Source organism: Rhizobium grahamii, assembly GCF_009498215.1.
Lineage (GTDB): Bacteria > Pseudomonadota > Alphaproteobacteria > Rhizobiales > Rhizobiaceae > Rhizobium > Rhizobium grahamii_A.
This window is the reverse complement of record NZ_CP043498.1, coordinates 2,709,932-2,726,783: the sequence shown is the minus strand read 5'-3', so window position 1 is coordinate 2,726,783 and position 16,852 is coordinate 2,709,932. Positions and strand designations below refer to the sequence as shown.

14 protein-coding genes and 4 pseudogenes are annotated in these 16,852 nt (G+C 61.9%); 8 read left to right on the top strand and 10 right to left on the bottom strand.

Features of this window, described 5'->3' with window-relative positions; all coding sequences use genetic code 11:
- Nucleotides 1-17: 17 nt before the first annotated feature.
- Nucleotides 18-1,874, bottom strand: coding sequence for a M3 family oligoendopeptidase (locus tag FZ934_RS13200; RefSeq protein WP_153272454.1), 1,857 nt, complete (start codon nucleotides 1,872-1,874; stop codon nucleotides 18-20).
- 208 nt (nucleotides 1,875-2,082) lie between these two features.
- On the opposite strand from FZ934_RS13200, the pseudogene FZ934_RS13195 reads away from it, so the two are divergent.
- The 3 genes and pseudogenes from FZ934_RS13195 to FZ934_RS13190 form a co-directional block, all read left to right on the top strand.
- A pseudogene (locus tag FZ934_RS13195) lies at nucleotides 2,083-3,339 on the top strand (sigma-54-dependent transcriptional regulator); the annotation flags it as partial.
- 87 nt (nucleotides 3,340-3,426) lie between these two features.
- Nucleotides 3,427-3,636, top strand: a pseudogene (locus FZ934_RS28685) (helix-turn-helix domain-containing protein); the annotation flags it as partial.
- Between the two features lie 180 nt (nucleotides 3,637-3,816).
- A complete protein-coding gene (locus FZ934_RS13190; RefSeq protein WP_153271431.1) occupies nucleotides 3,817-5,721 on the top strand; it encodes a DUF882 domain-containing protein in 1,905 nt (634 codons plus the stop codon).
- Between the two features lie 148 nt (nucleotides 5,722-5,869).
- Here FZ934_RS13190 and FZ934_RS13185 read toward each other — a convergent pair whose 3' ends face one another.
- The 3 genes and pseudogenes from FZ934_RS13185 to FZ934_RS13175 form a co-directional block, all read right to left on the bottom strand.
- Nucleotides 5,870-6,133, bottom strand: coding sequence for a DUF2312 domain-containing protein (locus FZ934_RS13185; protein ID WP_056820927.1), 264 nt, complete (start codon nucleotides 6,131-6,133; stop codon nucleotides 5,870-5,872).
- A gap of 88 nt (nucleotides 6,134-6,221) precedes the next feature.
- The gene (locus FZ934_RS13180) at nucleotides 6,222-6,527 is read right to left on the bottom strand and encodes a DUF1244 domain-containing protein (RefSeq protein ID WP_153271430.1); all 306 of its coding nucleotides are present in this window, start codon (nucleotides 6,525-6,527) and stop codon (nucleotides 6,222-6,224) included.
- An 11-nt stretch (nucleotides 6,528-6,538) separates the two neighbouring features.
- Nucleotides 6,539-7,329, bottom strand: a pseudogene (locus FZ934_RS13175) (N-formylglutamate amidohydrolase).
- Between the two features lie 199 nt (nucleotides 7,330-7,528).
- On the opposite strand from FZ934_RS13175, the gene FZ934_RS13170 reads away from it, so the two are divergent.
- The 3 genes from FZ934_RS13170 (at nucleotide 7,529) to FZ934_RS13160 (ending at nucleotide 10,221) form a co-directional block, all read left to right on the top strand.
- Nucleotides 7,529-8,014: a DUF1036 domain-containing protein gene (locus tag FZ934_RS13170; RefSeq protein WP_113360680.1), complete on the top strand. Its 486-nt coding sequence runs from the start codon at nucleotides 7,529-7,531 to the stop codon at nucleotides 8,012-8,014.
- Nucleotides 8,014-9,453: a pyruvate kinase gene (gene pyk / locus FZ934_RS13165; protein WP_153271429.1), complete on the top strand. Its 1,440-nt coding sequence runs from the start codon at nucleotides 8,014-8,016 to the stop codon at nucleotides 9,451-9,453. Before FZ934_RS13170 ends, pyk begins: the two co-directional genes overlap by 1 nt.
- A 132-nt stretch (nucleotides 9,454-9,585) precedes the next feature.
- Nucleotides 9,586-10,221, top strand: a complete 636-nt coding sequence (locus tag FZ934_RS13160) for a LysE family translocator (RefSeq protein ID WP_153271428.1) — start codon at nucleotides 9,586-9,588, stop codon at nucleotides 10,219-10,221.
- A 4-nt stretch (nucleotides 10,222-10,225) separates the two neighbouring features.
- Here FZ934_RS13160 and FZ934_RS13155 read toward each other — a convergent pair.
- From FZ934_RS13155 to FZ934_RS13145, 3 genes and pseudogenes are all read right to left on the bottom strand, one after another.
- A pseudogene (locus FZ934_RS13155) lies at nucleotides 10,226-10,778 on the bottom strand (DUF4865 family protein).
- Nucleotides 10,775-11,176: a cupin domain-containing protein gene (locus FZ934_RS13150; RefSeq protein WP_153271427.1), complete on the bottom strand. Its 402-nt coding sequence runs from the start codon at nucleotides 11,174-11,176 to the stop codon at nucleotides 10,775-10,777. The pseudogene FZ934_RS13155 and the gene FZ934_RS13150 overlap by 4 nt, the downstream one beginning before the upstream one ends.
- Nucleotides 11,173-11,592, bottom strand: coding sequence for a tautomerase family protein (locus tag FZ934_RS13145; RefSeq protein WP_153271426.1), 420 nt, complete (start codon nucleotides 11,590-11,592; stop codon nucleotides 11,173-11,175). The genes FZ934_RS13150 and FZ934_RS13145 overlap by 4 nt, the downstream gene beginning before the upstream one ends.
- A gap of 108 nt (nucleotides 11,593-11,700) precedes the next feature.
- Between FZ934_RS13145 and FZ934_RS13140 the strand changes: the two genes are divergently transcribed.
- Nucleotides 11,701-12,630, top strand: coding sequence for a LysR substrate-binding domain-containing protein (locus tag FZ934_RS13140; RefSeq protein ID WP_153271425.1), 930 nt, complete (start codon nucleotides 11,701-11,703; stop codon nucleotides 12,628-12,630).
- Here the strand turns inward: FZ934_RS13140 and FZ934_RS13135 are convergent.
- Nucleotides 12,621-13,565: a GlxA family transcriptional regulator gene (locus FZ934_RS13135; RefSeq protein WP_153271424.1), complete on the bottom strand. Its 945-nt coding sequence runs from the start codon at nucleotides 13,563-13,565 to the stop codon at nucleotides 12,621-12,623. The two genes, FZ934_RS13140 and FZ934_RS13135, sit on opposite strands and share 10 nt — an antisense overlap.
- 120 nt (nucleotides 13,566-13,685) lie before the next feature.
- On the opposite strand from FZ934_RS13135, the gene FZ934_RS13130 reads away from it, so the two are divergent.
- Nucleotides 13,686-14,483 (top strand): SDR family NAD(P)-dependent oxidoreductase, encoded by a 798-nt coding sequence (locus FZ934_RS13130; RefSeq protein WP_153271423.1) that lies wholly within the window; start codon nucleotides 13,686-13,688, stop codon nucleotides 14,481-14,483.
- Between the two features lie 232 nt (nucleotides 14,484-14,715).
- Here FZ934_RS13130 and FZ934_RS13125 read toward each other — a convergent pair whose 3' ends face one another.
- Both FZ934_RS13125 and FZ934_RS13120 read right to left on the bottom strand, forming a co-directional pair.
- Nucleotides 14,716-15,690 (bottom strand): threonine ammonia-lyase, encoded by a 975-nt coding sequence (locus FZ934_RS13125; protein WP_153271422.1) that lies wholly within the window; start codon nucleotides 15,688-15,690, stop codon nucleotides 14,716-14,718.
- A 69-nt stretch (nucleotides 15,691-15,759) separates the two neighbouring features.
- On the bottom strand, nucleotides 15,760-16,821 hold the full coding sequence (locus FZ934_RS13120) for a helix-turn-helix domain-containing protein (RefSeq protein ID WP_153271421.1): 1,062 nt from the start codon (nucleotides 16,819-16,821) through the stop codon (nucleotides 15,760-15,762).
- Between the last annotated feature and the right edge of the window lie 31 nt (nucleotides 16,822-16,852).

The following is a 16,852-nucleotide window of genomic DNA, read 5'->3' as shown; positions in this document are numbered from 1 at the left end:
GCCTTTGGATCGAGAGCTTATGCGCTCTTATCAAGCGCTTCCAATTCGTCGATCAGCCCTTCGATCATCGACAACCCCTTGCTCCAGAACGACGGATCGGTGGCATCGAGGCCGAACGGCTTCAGAAGTTCGGAATGATGCTTGGTGCCACCGGCCTTGAGAAGTTCGAAATACTTCTCCTGGAAGCCCTTGTCGGCCTTCTGATAGACGGCATAGAGCGAGTTCACCAGGCAATCACCGAAGGCGTAGGCGTAGACGTAAAAGGGCGAGTGGATGAAGTGCGGGATATAGGCCCAGTAGGTCTCGTAGCCTTCCGAGATCTTGATCGCCGGTCCGAGGCTTTCGGACTGCACGGAGAGCCAGAGTTCGCCGATGTCGTCCGAGGTCAGTTCGCCGGCCTTGCGGGCGGTGTGAACCTTGCGCTCGAATTCGTAGAAGGCGATCTGGCGGACGACCGTATTGATCATGTCCTCGACCTTCTGCGCGAGCATCGCCTTGCGCTCACGCTTGTCCTTGGTCTTGTCGAGCAGGGCGCGGAAGGTCAGCATCTCGCCGAAGACGGATGCGGTTTCGGCCAGCGTCAGCGGCGTCTGGCACATCAGCGCCCCTTGTGCGCCGGCCAGAACCTGATGGACGCCGTGGCCAAGCTCGTGGGCGAGCGTCATCACGTCGCGCGGTTTGCCGAGATAGTTGACGAGCACATAGGGATGCGCCGAGGGAACCGTCGGATGGGCGAAGGCGCCCGGGGCCTTGCCTGGGCGAACGGGAGCGTCGATCCACTGCTCGTCGAAGAAGCGCCTGGCGATCGCCGCCATCTCCGGCGCGAAGTTGCCGTAGGCTGAGAGAACCGTGTCCTTCGCCTCGTTCCATGAAATGACGGCATTCGAAGTTTCCGGCAGCGGGGCGTTGCGGTCCCAGAAATTCATCTGGTCCATGCCGAGCCATTTCGCCTTCATCTTGTAATAGCGGTGCGAGAGGCGGGGATAGGCTTCCTTGACGGCGGCCGCGAGCGCATCGACCACCTCGCGTTCGACGCGGTTGGCAAGGTGCCTGCTGTCGGCAATGTCCTCGAAGCCGCGCCAGCGGTCGGAGATGTCCTTATCCTTGGCGAGCGTGTTGGTGATGAGCGTGAAGGTACGCAGGTTTTCCTTGAAGGTCTGCGCCAGCGCCATCGCGCCCTTGCGGCGAAGTTCCGGATCCTTCTCCTGCAGCATGTTTAGCGTGACTTCGATCGACAGCTTCTCGCCGTCGACGTCAAAGCGCAACTCCGCCATCGTCTCGTCGAACAGGCGGTTGAAGGCGGCGGCCGAGGTCATCGACTTTTCCAGGAACAGCTGTTCCAGCTTGTCTTCCAGCTGATAGGGCTTGTCCTTGCGCAGATCGACGAGCCAGGGGCGATAGTGGCCGGCATCCCGGTCGTTTGCCATGCAGGCATCAATGACGGCGTCGTCGATGCGATTGAGCTCGAGCGCGAAGAACAGGAGGTGGCTGGAAAATTCGGTGATCTTCGCCTGGGCGTCACCATAGAGCTTGCCGTTTACCGGGTTCGACGTGTCGGAGAAATAGGTGAGGCCGGCAAAGGAGCCGAGGCGTCCGATGATATCGTCCAGCGCCTCATATTCCTTCAGCGCCTGGCCGATGCCCTCGCCGCCTTTCTTGGTCGCGGCGTCGGCGAGCTTGCCCTTCCACTTCTCCTCGAAGGCAATTGCCTGCTTGCCGGCTTTTTCCATGTCGCCGGTGAAGGCCGTGGAGGTTGCGGAGGGATAGAGGTCCTGCAGTTTCCAGGTCGGCAGCTCGCCGAGAGCGGCATCGGTCGCAGAGGCGGCAGAACTTGCCGAAAAATTAATGGTGGTGCCGGGGAGCGTGTTTTTCATCATCGGGGTCCTCTTCCTCTTTTGCGACAGGCTTGACTGTCTATGCCGCTAAAGGCTTGGCATCAAGGGGCTTTCGGCTACCCAGAAGCTCCGTTTCGGGTCGGATTCGGCCCTGCCACAAACGTTAAAATGCAATTGTTTCTCAAAACTGGATGTTCAAGCCTTTCTGCCAGAGTGCATCTCAGGTTTCGCATGAAGTGAGGCAGCAATGACCGGTTTTAATGAGCTCAAGGGCGCAGCGCAGATACTCGTGGTCGAGGATGATCCCGTCCAGCGTCGGCTGCTCAAGAACGCGATCGAGCGACACGGCCACGTCGTCCATCAGGCGGAAAATGGCCGTATCGGGCTGGAGATGGTGAAGCGAGGCAGCGGCCTCTACAACGTCATCGTCCTTGACCTGATGATGCCCGAGATGACGGGCCTCGAATTCCTCGAGGCGCTGCACGAATTCGGCACGCATGTTCCTGTCATTGTCCAGACAGGGCAGGGCGGTATCGAAACGGTTGTGCAGGCAATGCGCGCAGGCGCCTTCGATTTCGTCGTCAAGCCGGTCTCGCCTGAGCGGATTGCCAATTCGATCTCGAATGCCCTGAAGCTCGATCAGCGCGAGGTCAAGGCGCGGGCGGGCCGCCGTTCGCGGTCCGGCAGCATCGGCTTCGACGATATCGTCTCCGCGAGCCCGGCGATGATCCGCGTGCTCGACCTGGCGCAGCGCGCCGCTCAGTCGAACATTCCCGTCGTGCTCGAAGGCGAGTCCGGCGTCGGCAAGGAACTGGTCGCCCGCGCCATCCAGTCCGGTAGCGATCGTTCCGGCAAGCCGCTCGTCACGGTCAATTGCGGCGCCATTCCCCACAATCTCGTGGAAAGCATTCTCTTCGGCCACGAAAAGGGTGCCTTCACCGGCGCGACGGAAAAGCACATCGGCAAGTTCATGGAAGCCGATGGCGGCACCATCTTCCTCGACGAGATCGGCGACCTGCCGCTCGAGGTCCAGGTGAAGCTGCTGCGCGCCGTGCAGCAGGGCGAAATCGAGACCGTCGGGGCGCGAACCGCCTACAAGGTCAATGTCCGCCTGATCTCCGCGACGAACAAGGATCTGATCGAAGAGGTCAAGAACGGCCACTTCCGCGAGGATCTCTACTACCGGCTCAACGTTTTCCCGATCACGATTCCGGCGCTGCGCAAGCGCAAGGAGGATATTCCGCACCTCGTTCGCGTGTTCACGGAACGCTTCTCAAGCGAACAGAAGCATGGCCAGCGCATGACGGTTAGCTCAGGCGCACTTGCCTTGCTGACGGCCTACGACTGGCCCGGCAACATCCGCCAGCTGGAAAATGCGATCTTCCGCGCCGTCGTGCTTGCAGAGGGCTCCGAGCTGACCGAAGGCGATTTCCCGCAGATCGCCGCGCAGCTGCCAGAGTATGATGTCGTCGATCATCTGGCGCTGGTTGCCGACAACACGGCGAGCACCCGTCTCAGCGAGCTCTCTCCGGTCGATTACTCGGTGCCGCAGTCGGTCGCGGATCACCTTGTCGCTCGAATCACGGAGACGCCCGACAATGCGATCGCGAGCACAAATCCGTCCGGGGACGTGCGCAAGCTTGCCGATGTGGAAGAGGAATTGATCCGTTTCGCCCTTAAATTCTATCGGGGCCAGATGAGTCAAGTGGCTCGAAAACTAGGTATCGGACGATCCACATTGTACCGCAAACTCAAGGATTACGGCATCGATCCCGACAATCCCCAGAAGGACGCCGCATAAGGCGTCCTGATTAACTTTCCGGCAATCATCTTTTGTTACCAATCATAAACCACTTGTTAGTGGCCTGTTCACTATGTAAAGAAAAGGTTGAACATGTGTGGTATTTTTGCCATCGTGTGACCGCATTTCACAGTCATGGGTCAGATTGAGGGACCATCGGCTGTCTGACGGGGATTGAGTTTGCCGGATCTGAATTGGAATACGAAGCCTTCGCGCCCGAACTGGCGCAACAGGTGCGCAGACCTTTGCGGAAAGGTGGTTAGGACGGCTATGGCCGCCCTTCTCGCAGTTGCTATCTCGTCGCCGGTGCTCGTCGGCTCCAGTACGCCGTCTCAGGCAGCGGGTGAAACGCGCAGTCTCAAGCTTTACTTCATTCACACCGGCGAAAAGGCCGTCATCACCTATAAGCGCAACGGCAGGTTCGACCCGAAGGGTCTGGAGCAGTTGAACCGCTTCCTGCGTGACTGGCGCAAGAACCAGCCGACGAAGATGGATCCGCGCCTCTTCGATCTGATCTGGGAAGTCTACCGCCAGAGCGGTTCCAGGGATTATATCAACGTCGTCTGCGGTTTCCGTTCGCCGGGCACCAACGCCATGCTGAAGTCGCGTTCGCGCAATTCGGGCGTCGCCGAGAAGAGCCAGCATATGCTTGGCAAGGCGATGGATTTCTTCATTCCTGACGTCAAACTGGCCACTTTGCGCGCAATCGGCATGAAAATGCAGGTCGGCGGCGTTGGATTCTATCCGAAGTCGGGCTCTCCCTTCGTTCACATGGATGTCGGTGGCGTTCGCGCCTGGCCGCGCATGAGTCGCGACGAACTGGTCCGGCTCTTCCCGAACGGCAACACCATGCACATCCCGGCCGATGGCAAGCCTCTGCCAGGCTACGAGCAGGCTGTTGCGGATTACAAGCGTCGCGTCAGCGGTAGCTCGGTACAGATGGCAAGCTCGGGCGCCTATTCCGGTTCGTCTTCCGACGAAGAGCCACGCAAGCACAAGACGCTGTTTGCCGCCCTGTTCGGCGGTGGCGCGGATGAGGCCGAAGATAGCTCCGATGATGATAGCGCAGCTCCGGTCGCTGTAGCGAAGGCGACGCCGCCTAAGGCTGCCGATCTGCCGAACGCTGCCAACCCCGGTGAGCAAGCGCCCGCCGAGGCTCCGCAAGTCGCAAGTGTAAACGCGCCTATACCGCAGGTGCGGCCGGCGTTTGCCAATCAGCCTGGCGGCAGCGAAGTAGCGAGTGCGCTTGTCGCTCCGCAATCCGGAAATGCAGCGCAGGATGCCCTTTCCGCTGTGACCACGCAGGGTCAGCAGCAGTTCGCAGATCTCAGCGCCTATAGCGTACCTGTACCTTCCCTGCTCGGACCACGTCGTTCTCCTGGCGATGCAGAAGTTGCTTCGGCTGACCCGGCTGCGATGACGGGGAATCTCGCAGCCGTTCCAACGCCGGCTGAACGCCCGGCGCTTGCCGAGAAACTGCTCGCTGCGGCGAATGCCGACTCTGAAGCAGAAGACGATATGGCAGACCAGGACGATACGCTGTCTCCGGCTGTCGCCGACGCTCTTGACCAGCAGAATGCCGGAGGAGACCGTCAGGTCGCTTCCAGCCAGTCGCCCGTCACGAACGTCGAACAGGCTATAAACGCCGCCATGCCGCAAAAGGTTCCAGCTGAAAAGCCGCCGGTGCAGCTGGCAGCGCTTGCACCGACAAGCTCGTCTTCTGCAAGCTTCGGAGATGGCTTCGATACGCCGAAGGCACAGGACAACGCGGCTTCGGCAGCGCTGCCGACCAAGGGCGGACGTCCGACCAAGGTTGAGGCCGCCGAAGCGGATGCGACGCGCGCGACTGTGCGGACCGAGCCGAAGCTGACGGAGAAGATCATCTCCAAATGGGCGTTGACCAACGCGCGTATGGAAATGGTGACAAAGCCGGTGAAGGCGCCGCGTTTCGTCAGCCAGACGCTGAGAGCGCAGCCGACCGCCGTCTATGCAGCGGGCTTTACGAAGACTGCCTCCATCGATCCCGGCCGGTTTAGCGGCAACGCGGTCAACTTCATGGAAGTGCGCAAGTTCAACACGAACTAAGTCCTGCGCCACGAGGAAACAACAAAGCCGTCGGAGCGATCCGGCGGCTTTCTTATTTCCGGAGCGGGTGCTCCGACGCTTTATGCAAAACAAAACCCGCCGGGGCGAACCGGCGGGTTTTCGTCAAACCTTACACTTCAGGCCGTGATCAGCCTTCCGGCGGGTTCTCGATCATGCCGAGCGCGTGCAGGTAGGTGTCGAGGATCGCGTCCTCTTCCATGCGTTCCTGCTCGTCCTTCTTGCGAAGCGCGATGACCTTCTTGAGGATCTTCGTATCGAAGCCGGTGCCCTTGGCCTCGCCATAGACGTCCTTGATGTCGTCGGCGATCGTCTTCTTTTCTTCTTCCAGTCGTTCAATGCGCTCCACAAAAGCGCGAAGCTGATCGCGGGCAACGCCGTGAGCATCGGACATCGAGTTCTCCTTACAGAGTGTGAAAATTCGGATGGCGTTGACTGCCGTGAAGTCGTCGTGCGGTCAAGCCGATTTAAAAGGGCGGGGCCTATTTGTGCGGGATGTTCTGCGCAAATGCGGCTTTTTGCTGGGGCGAGGCTTCATTCTGATGAAGATTTTTCCAATCCTCATAGGGCATGCCGTAAACGATCTCGCGCGATTCGTCCTTGGAGAGGGGAAAGCCGTCCGCCTCGGCCGCCTCGCGATACCAGTTGGAGAGGCAATTGCGGCAAAAGCCTGCGAGGTTCATGAGATCGATGTTCTGGACGTCGTCTCGGTCGCGCAGATGCTGAACCAGGCGGCGAAAAGCTGCGGCTTCAAACTCGGTCTGCTGTTCCTTGGTCAGTTCGGACATGACTGGCTCCTCTATGCATATGGTCCGGTGCGCGAGGCATGGACATTATAGGCGTGTAGCGCGGCATCGGCATTCATCGCCTGAAAAATCGGTGCCAGCCGGTCCGCCCAGGCGGCAACGCCGGCTTCGTCGCCTATCAGGTCCTGCCGGACCTCGAGCAGCGCATGCGGGATGCCTGATACCATGCAATGGCGATACATCGTATCGCCCTTCAGTGCGCCATCATACGGCTCGTTGTCGCCGACGATGAGTTCGGGATCGCGGCGCAGTTGCTCCAGGAGGGGGCGGACGGCGCGATTGTCGCTATCCCAGAGGACGGCGGCATGCCACGGACGGGGAATGCCCTTCCAGGCCGGTGTATAGGAATGGAGCGACAGGACCAGCGGTGCACATCCTGATGCCTCCGCCGTCCTTGCGATCGTCTCGCTAACGGCATTGTGATAGGGACGATGGAAGGCCTCGATCCGATGGTTCCACTCTTCGGCGGTGATCGGATGATTACCGGGGATGATGGCGCCATCCGATATGCGCATGATGAGGGTCGGGTCGTCTTCCCCCGGTTCGGATCGATCAACAGCCGGGAAAAGCCGCCAAGGACAGCAGGAACGCCAAGCCTCTGCGACAGCGTTCGCGTCAAGGCCTCGATACCGATGTCATAGGCGATGTGCCGCGCGAAGGCGCTCGTCGGCAAGCCGAGATCGCCATAGCGCGGCGGCAGCCGGTTCATGGCATGATCGCCGAGAAGCACCATGCCGCTGTCATGATTTCCGACTAGGATTTTGAAGGGTTGGAAGTCTTGCATCACAAGGAGGGCCGATCGTCGTTTGCGGACGTGTCCCTGATCGCACGTGCAAATCGCGGGTTCAAGCACACTCGTCGATCAATCGTGCGTCCATGGCGAAGCACAGGCTGCGGCATCCGGAATATAATCGATTAGCATTGCGTTGACTTTCGCGGGGAGGCGGCGCAAGAAGGCACAACAACGAATAACCGGGAGCCCATTGGAAGTCGTGCTGATCCAGACCGCGCCAAGTTTCCTTATGCGTTGCGGGCCGCTTGCCCGTTTTGCACTGTTTGTTCTAGCGGCCTTCGCGCCGTTTTTTATTGCCGATGCAGCCCGCGCCGATTTCCGCGTCTGCAATGGGACCCAGAATCTGGTGGGCGTTGCGATCGGCTATCGCGCTAAGGATGGTTGGATCACGGAAGGCTGGTGGCAGGTACCGGCGACGACCTGCGCGACGCTAATCGAGGGAGAGCTGCAGTCCCGATATTACTACCTCTACGCCGAAGACGCTGCCCGGGGAGGCCGATGGACGGGTGACGTGCAAATGTGCGTGGCGGAAAACGAGTTCAAGATCACGGGTGTCAATGATTGCTACGCCCGTGGCTATCAGAAGATGGGGTTCAAGGAATATGACACGGGCCGCCAGGGCAGCTGGATGGTCCAACTTTCCGATACTCCAGGCACGCAAGAAAGCCCGAATTGATGAAGCGCAACCGCAAAGTTAAAATCCTCGCCACCCTTGGACCCGCCTCGTCCGAGGAATCGATGATCGAGAAGCTGCACCAGGCCGGTGCCGATGTTTTCCGTATCAACATGAGCCACGCCAGCCACGACGTGATGCGTTCGCTGATCAAGCGTATCCGCGCCGTCGAAGCCCGCTCCGGCCGCCCGATCGGCATCCTCGCCGACCTGCAGGGTCCGAAGCTGCGCGTCGGCAAGTTTGCCGAAGGCAAGGTCGATCTGAAGCCGGGCGACACGTTCACGCTCGACAACAACGAAGCTCCCGGCGATGCGACCCGCGTGTTCCTGCCGCATCCCGAAATCCTGGAATCGGTACAGCCCGGCCACCGCCTGCTGATCGACGACGGCAAGCTCGCGCTGCGCGCTGAAAAGTGCGACGGCAAGAGCATCGTCACGACCGTCATTTCGGGCACGAAGATCTCCGACCGCAAGGGTGTCAGCCTTCCCGACACGCTGCTGACCGTCGGCGTTCTGACCGACAAGGACCGCACCGACCTCGACGCCGTTCTGGCGACCGACGATGTCGACTGGGTCGCGCTCTCCTTCGTGCAGCGCCCGGAAGATCTGGCTGAGGTTCGCAAGATCGCGCGCGGTCGCGTCGGCATCATGTCGAAGATCGAAAAGCCGCAGGCGATCGAGCGTATCGAGGAAATCATCGAGCTCTCCGACGCGCTGATGGTTGCCCGTGGCGACCTCGGCGTCGAAATGCCGCTCGAATCCGTTCCGGGTATCCAGAAGCAGCTGATCCGCGCCTGCCGCCGTTCGGGCAAGCCAGTGATCGTCGCCACGCAGATGCTAGAATCGATGATCACCGCACCGGTCCCGACCCGTGCTGAAGTCTCCGACGTCGCGACCGCCGTCTTCGAAGGCGCCGACGCCGTCATGCTGTCGGCTGAATCCGCATCCGGTGACTATCCGGTTGAAGCCGTCTCGACGATGGCCTCGATCGCAAGCACGATCGAGCGCGAGCCGCACTATCCTGGCATCATCTACGCGCAGCGCGCTCAGCCGGAAGCAACTGGCGCCGATGCGATTTCGCTCGCTGCTCGTCAGATAGCCGAAACGCTGCGCCTCTCGGCTATCGTCTGTTACACCTCGTCGGGCACGACGGGTCTGCGCGCCTCGCGCGAGCGTCCGCAGGTTCCGATCCTGGCGCTGTCGCCGGTCATTCAGACGGCTCGCCGTCTCGCCATCGTCTGGGGTCTGCACTGCGTCGTCACGCATGACGCGACCGACCTCGACGACATGGTCAACCGTGCGTGCCGCATCGTTGCCGACGAAGGCTTCGGCAAGCCGGGCGATCGCATCATCATCTCGGCCGGCGTGCCGCTCGGAACACCAGGTGCCACCAACATGCTGCGCATCGCCTATATCGGCTCCGACGGCCAGAGCGGCATCTAAGGCGCATTAGCCACCAATCATCAGAGCCCGCTGCCTTAACAGGCGGCGGGCTTTTTGCTGTCCTGAACCATGGGTGTCTTGCGGCTGGCGGGCGCACATGCAAGGGTCGGCCTCCATGTTCGGGAGGGCATCATGCACATTGTTACACTTCTCGCATTCGTAGCCGTCTCCTTCGTCGCGATTGCAACGCCCGGGCCGACGGTGCTTCTGGCGATGACCAACGGTTCGCGCTACGGCGTTCGCCGGGCGATCCCGGGCATGATCGGCGCGGTGCTGTCCGACTTTGTGCTCCTCGGGGCCGTGGCGATCGGTCTCGGCGCGCTACTCGCTGCGTCGGAGTTCTGGTTCTCGATGCTGAAATATGTGGGGGCTGCCTATCTCGCCTTTCTCGGGATCTTGATGCTGCGCACCAAGGGCGGCTTCAACGCGGCGCTGAAGCCGGAAGGCGACGTGACGGGCGGATCCACCTTTTCGATCGGGCTCAAGAGCTTCATGGTGGCCGTCACCAACCCCAAGGGCTATCTGTTCTTCTCGGCGTTTCTGCCGCAGTTCATCAATCCGGCACTGCCGCAGGCGACGCAGTATGCAGTGCTGGCGGTGGTCTTCGCGTCGCTCGATTTTCTGATCATGCTCGGTTACGCGATCTTCGGTTCGCAGGCCGTCCGGCTGCTGAAGACGGCAGGCGCGGTCTGGCTGGAGCGCGCCTGCGGCGGGGCGATGCTGGCACTGGCCGGGTCACTTGCGCTCTACCGGCGGGCAACGACCTGAGGCCTTATGGCAGGGACACGTGCCCAACCCGATAGATCTGGGCCGGCTGCCGCAATTAGCGGCGCAGAGCGATGCAGGCTGAAGCGCGTGATCGTCCAGCTTGTCGGCTCGAAAGCTGAGACCGACGCGAGGACGTCAGCCTGTCTCGCTTGCCGTTGCGCCCGCGTTATCTCCTCGTCTCTGATCTCGGCAAGGGTGGAGTAGGGCTCGATACCCACGATCTCCTCAGTTGCGAATTTGGCCTCCGCGATCGCAGGCGCGGTTTCCCCGTACCAGACGATCCAGGTTTTCACCTGCGGCCAGCCGAAAGACTGCGTCAGTGCTTCGAAGCCCGCGCCGGTGAGAAAGTCGCTGGCACGCTCCGGCTGCTGCCAGAGGTAGAAGGGCGCATAGAGGTTTTCGCGCGACCCGAACTCACCCTTGCGCGCGCTGAGATAGGCCTTGAAGCCGAGGCCGGGAAAGCCGTCGAGCATCGGCCCCTTGTCACGGATGCGCCGTTCGATGATCGACATGTCGTAGTCGGCAGGCAGGGTGAGGCTGTATTGCATCGCCATCATGAGAGAACCTCCACCGGTTCCAGCCAGTCGACGATGCGACCGGCCTCGCTTGCCTGGATGCTGATGTAGCTGAAGGGGCTGTCAGCCGTCGCGCCATGCCAGTGCTTCTCACCGGCGGCGAACCAGATGGCATCTCCGGCACGCAATTCTTCCACCGCGCCGCCTTCGCGTTGCACCAGCCCCTTGCCCGACAGAACATAGAGCAGCTGTCCGCGCGGATGCGTATGCCAGCGCGTGATCGTACCGGGATCGAGGCTTGCTCGCATCGCGGTGCTTTCGCCATCTGCCGTGCCTTCCAGCAGCATTTCGACCCAGAAGGGCGCGGTGGCAATATCGGCGGGCGAGCGGACGGCATTGCCCGGACGCCGGATCGTCATGCTTTCAGGGTTGCCCATCATGCGGCGCTCCCGAAGGCGCGGGCTTCCCATCCGGGTTCGCTCATCTGCGCCTTGCCATCGCCGAACGACCACTCGTCCGGTGATGTTGTGGTGACGACGATCATGATGTCTTCCGGCCGAATGCCAGGTGATGCGCCGAGAAGTTCGGCGGCGCGCTTGAAGAAGGCCTTGCGGGTCTCGGTCGAGCGCGGCTTGCCGGCAGTAATCGCGAAAAGCACGAAATCGTCGGAACGTGGCCCGGCGAGGTAGTTCCGGTCGAAGACCAGTTCGCCCGGTTCATGCTGATGGATGACCTGGAAGCGGTCAGCGGGCGGGACATTGAATGCTTCGACCATGGCCTGATGAATGCTGTCGGAAACGGCGCGAAGATAGTCCGGCGACTTGCCGCGCAGGAGAGAGATACGAACAAAAGGCATCACTGCCTCCTCTGAGTGAATTCTTGACAGGAGGAGCATCGCACGTCACGATAATGCGAAAAATCAGAATTAAATGAACTTATGATCCATAAAAACGGGATTATAACGATGCGACGGACGATCTTCGATCTCGATGTGCTCAGGACCTTCGCGACGGGAATGGAGCTCGGCAATTTCGCGCGGGCGGCCGACCGGCTCGGCCGTTCGACCTCGGCGGTCAGCGCCCAACTGAAGAAGCTGGAGGAGCAGGCTGGAACGCCGATCTTCCGCAAGGTCGGACGCGGGCTCGCGCTCACCGATGCCGGTGAAACGATGCTGGCCTATGCGCGCCGTCTGCTGGAGCTCAACGACGAAGCGGCTGCAGCCGTGCAGAGCATCGAACTCGAGGGGTGGGTCAGGCTCGGATTGCAGGAGGACTTCGGCGAGACCGTGCTACCCGACGTGCTTGGCCGTTTTGCGCGTGCGCATCCGAAGGTCCGCATCGAGGCGCGGGTGGTGCGCAATGTCGAGCTGATCGAGCGCGTCACCACTGGCAAGCTCGATCTGGCGCTGGCCTGGAGCGATGGCACGCTGACACCGCATTGCGAGAAGATCGCCGAGGTGCCGATGTGCTGGATCGGTCCGGCGGAAGGGGCGGTAGACTGGACCCTCGACAGCGGCGAGCCGGTGCCGCTCGCTTCGCTGGAGGCCCCCTGCCTGCTGCGCACCGCGGCGACAAAGGCGCTTGATACGGCAGGCATTCCCTGGCGGCTCGCCTTCGTCAGTCCAAGCCTCGGCGGATTGTGGGCGGCGACGGCTGCGGGGCTCGGGATCAGCATCCGCACACCGATCGGGCTGCCGCGAAAGGTGAAGCCGGTTGTCGCCGAGGCAGCCGGCCTGCCCGAGCTTCCCTCGCTCGGTCTCGTGCTGCATCGTGCCGAAGCCGACCCTGGGCCGGCAACCGCGCGGCTCGCGTCCATCATGCTGCAAGCGGTGCAGGAGGCTGTCGCGGACGCCGTCCCATCAGCCGCAAGACCGGCGGCGCGGGCCTATGCCTGATGTTCGCGCTGCGCGTTTCGGCGTATTGCCTGGGGCGGCTGCCCGAAGGCGCGCAGGAAGGCACGGCGCATCCTCTCGCGATCCGCGAAACCTGTTTCCGTTGCAACGACGTCGATCGGATGCCGGCCCTGCTCCATCATCAGGCGGGCTGCCTCCAGGCGCAGGTTCTCAACTGCCTTGGCTGGCGATTGCCCCGTCTCTGCGCGAAACGTCCGGCTGAATTGTCGGGGGCTGAGCGCGGCCGCTTCCGCCAGCTCCTCAACTGATAGCGTGTTCTTCAGATTGCCGCGCGCATGGGCAAGCGCCTTCTGGATACGGTCCGATTTGGGTTCCAGTTCCAAGAGTGCCGAAAACTGCGACTGGCCGCCGGCGCGGCGGTGGTAGACGACGAGCTTGCGGGCGACCGCGCGGGCGATCTCGGCGCCATGGTCCTTCTCGATCATCGCAAGCGCCAGGTCGACCCCGGCCGTCATGCCCGCCGAGCTCCAGACGGAGCCATCGATGATGAAGATGCGGTCTTCCTCGAGCCTGACCTTCGGATAGCGCGATTGCAGCTCGCGGGCGAGGAGCCAGTGGGTCGTGGCGCGACGGCCATCCAGGACGCCTGCCTCCGCAAGCAGAAAAGCGCCGGTACAGATCGAGGCGACGCGGCGGGAGGCGGCAAGCGCGCTGCGGATGAATTCCGCTTCCTTCTCGGTCGGCAGTTTGATGCCGACGGCGCCGGACACCAGCAGCGTATCGAAAGCGGGATCGCCGAAGCGCGTGGTCTCGACATTCACTCCGAAGGAGCTGGGAACAGGCCCCCCGGTCTCGGAGAGATAGGAAACCTTATAGGCCGGCTCGCCGAGCTCGATGTTGGTGAACTCGAAGGCCGAGATGGCGGCGAGGCTCATCATCTGAAAGCCGGGAAAGAGCAGGACTGCAATGCGTTGCATGGCTCGAAACTCCGTTTGTCCTAAAAGGTGGTTTATATGACATTCAAGCCATTGGCAATCAGGCGTAAGACTCTCCGCAAGCCAACAGCAGGCGCTGTTGCCCAAACACGGAGAACGACAATGACCGAACAACACAAAGGGACCGCACTCGTTACCGGCGCATCGTCGGGGATCGGTGCCGTCTATGCTCACCGGCTCGCAAAGCGGGGCTATGATCTCATTCTGGTCGCCCGCAATGCAGAACGGCTTTCCGAACTTGCGACGAGACTGACCCGGGAAACGGGCAGAACGGTTGAGACCATTCCGGCCGATCTCGGCAACAAGGCTGATCTGGCCCGCGTCGAGGCGGTGCTGAAGAGCGACCGCAGCATTACGCTTCTGGTCAACAATGCCGGCGTCGGCGGCACCGCGCCGCTGCTTGCCTCCGATGTCGACAAGATGCAGGCGATGATCGATCTCAATGTCACGGCGTTGATGCGGCTGAGCTATGCCGCCGTGCCCGGCTTCGTTGCCCGCGGCGGCGGCGCAATCATCAACATCGCGTCGATCGTGGCGATCGCACCTGAAGTACTGAACGGCGTCTATGGGGCCAGCAAGGCTTTCGTTTTTGCCTTCAGCCAATCGTTGAAGCACGAGCTGGCGGACAAGAACATCCGCATCCAGGCGGTGCTGCCGGGAGCGACGGCGACCGAATTCTGGGGCATCGCCGGCACGCCGGTCGAGCACCTGCCGACCGAGATCGTCATGCAGGCCGAAGCCATGGTGGACGCCGCCCTTGCCGGTTTCGACCAGGGCGAGTTCGCGACCATTCCGGCTCTCGAGGATGCGGGGTTGCTGAAGGCTTACGAGGATGCCCGCCAGGCGCTGATGCCGAACCTGTCGCGCGCGGCACCGGCCCCCCGCTATAAGGCCGCTTGAAAGGAAGAGTGAGGCAGGCTTGGCCTGCCTCACTCGGCGAACCTCTATCGTTTGATATCCCTTACGTCTCCTTCATTCCCGCCTTGAGCCGGAATCCAGCCCGCCGCGCGTCTGCGCGGCCAAGGAGTCTTTCACGATCAAGGACTTGATCGCGCTGGATACCGGCGCGAGCCGGTATGCCGGTTAGGGGTATCTTGCTCTCGTCTAGACGAGCTGACAGCTTCGTCTGCCTCTATCCGTGTCGGGTCAGCGCCTCGGCAAAGACATCGGCGTCGACGTTGCCTCCCGAGGTAACGACGACGACGTTGTTCTCCTCGAGTTCATCGCCATGAAACAGCGCTGCGGCAAGGGCGACCGCGCCGCCGGGCTCGACAACGAGTTTCAGCCGAACAAAGGCAAGCGCCATGGCGCGAAGCGCCTCTTCGTCGGTCACGACGATGCCGGCGCCCGAGAGGCGCTGCAGGATCGGGAAGGTGATCTTGCCGGGTTCGGGCGTGATGATCGCATCACAGATGGAGCCGGTCATCGTGGCGTTGCGCTCGATCTTGCCTGATGCCAGCGACCGCGTGAAATCGTCGAACCCATCCGGCTCGCAGGGACGAACGCGAAAGGCCGGTGCGCTGGCTTCGAGCGCAAGCGCAATCCCCGACGACAGGCCGCCGCCACCGCAGGGGACCAGCACCTCGGCCGACTTGACGCCTTCCTCTTCCGCCTGTTCGGCGATCTCGAGACCCGTCGTGCCCTGACCGGCGATCACCTGCGGCTCGTCGAAAGGCTTGATCAGGGTCAGTCCGCGCGCCGCCGAAAGCTCGGCGCCGATGGCGTCACGGTCTTGGGTAGCACGGTCGTAGAGTACCACTTCGGCACAGAGCGCCCGCGTGTTGGCGATCTTCAGCTTCGGTGCATCCGACGGCATGATGATGACGGAGGGTACGCCATGCAGCTTGGCCGCGAGTGCAACACCCTGCGCGTGGTTACCCGAGGAAAAGGCGATGACGCCGCGGCTGCGAACCGCCGGAGCCAGCGCGGAGACGGCCGACCAGCCGCCACGGAACTTGAAGGAGCCGGTGTGCTGCAGGCACTCGGCCTTCACGAAGACCCGCCGGCCGGCAATTTCGTCGATGAACGGGGAGGAGAGAAGCGGCGTGCGGCGCGCATGTCCGCGCAGACGAGCGCGGGCGGCAACGATCATTTCAATGCTGGCCATGGAGACTCTTTCGAATGACGGTACGCCCTTGCATAGGGTGGCACGCGCTTGATGTGAACGACGACTTTGTCACCGTGACACGAAAAGCGTCGGCCGTGTATCGCTTGCTTCGGGCTTGCGGTTGCCGCGTCTGCGGAACTCTGTCGGGTTGGTGCCGGCAACGCGCAAAAACTCGCGATTGAAATTAGATTTGCTGATGAAGCCGCAATCGAACATCAGCCGTGTGACTGGCTCGTCCGTCGTCACCAGCGCTTCGCAGGCAGCTCGGATACGGAAGTCGTTTACATATTGCGAGACGCTGACGCCGTGAACGCGGTTGACGGCCACCGACACGCGCCGGGCCGGAAGGTTCATCTTTCGTGCAATGCGGCCGAGATTTAGTTCCGGATCGCGATAGATCTGCCGGGACTGCATCAGGCTTTCCAGCGCGCGGGCAATGGCATCGTCCTCTTCGCTTGCGGCGGGTGGCATGGCAGCTTCCGAGGTCGGCGCGCCGAGCGACTGGCTGCCGCTCGCAATCGACGCGGCCGTGCCGAGAATCAGAAGCGTAATGACATTGCCGACCGCGACGATTGCTCCTGAATGGATGCCGCCGCTCTGTTCGAGGTCGAGGCTGATCGCGATGTCAGCGATTGACGAGGCGATCAGTGCGAGGCCGGTGATCACCAACGAGCGATAAGACAGAAGCGCGCCATCAAGCCGCGAGGAGACGAGGGCATCCGGCCCGTTGCGGGCGAGCCAGAGCAGCGCGGAGCCGTAGCCGAGGAAGGTTGCCGTCACCGCCGGGCCGACCGGGTCGCGCCAGAAGATCAGAAGCGCGACGATCAAGAGGCTCGGCAGGATGTGTGGCCAGAAGCGGAGCAGCGATGTCTGCCGTTCCGCGGCAAGGTTGCGAAAGCTGATCCAGGCGAGCGCCGCTATCAGCGCCGCGACGACGGGCTGAACCGGCAGGATATCGAGCACGTCGTAGCCCCAGCGGATCCCGATGATGATCGATTGCAGCGTGTAGGCACCGATCAGGAGCAGGAATGGGCGCTTTTCCTGTTCGGCCCAATCGTTCTGCCTGACCATCCGGACGAGCAGGATGACGAGAAGGAGAGCAACGACGAAAGGAAGCGGGACGAAGATCATGATGGCTGGGCTCGGTGAGGCGCGTTCAATA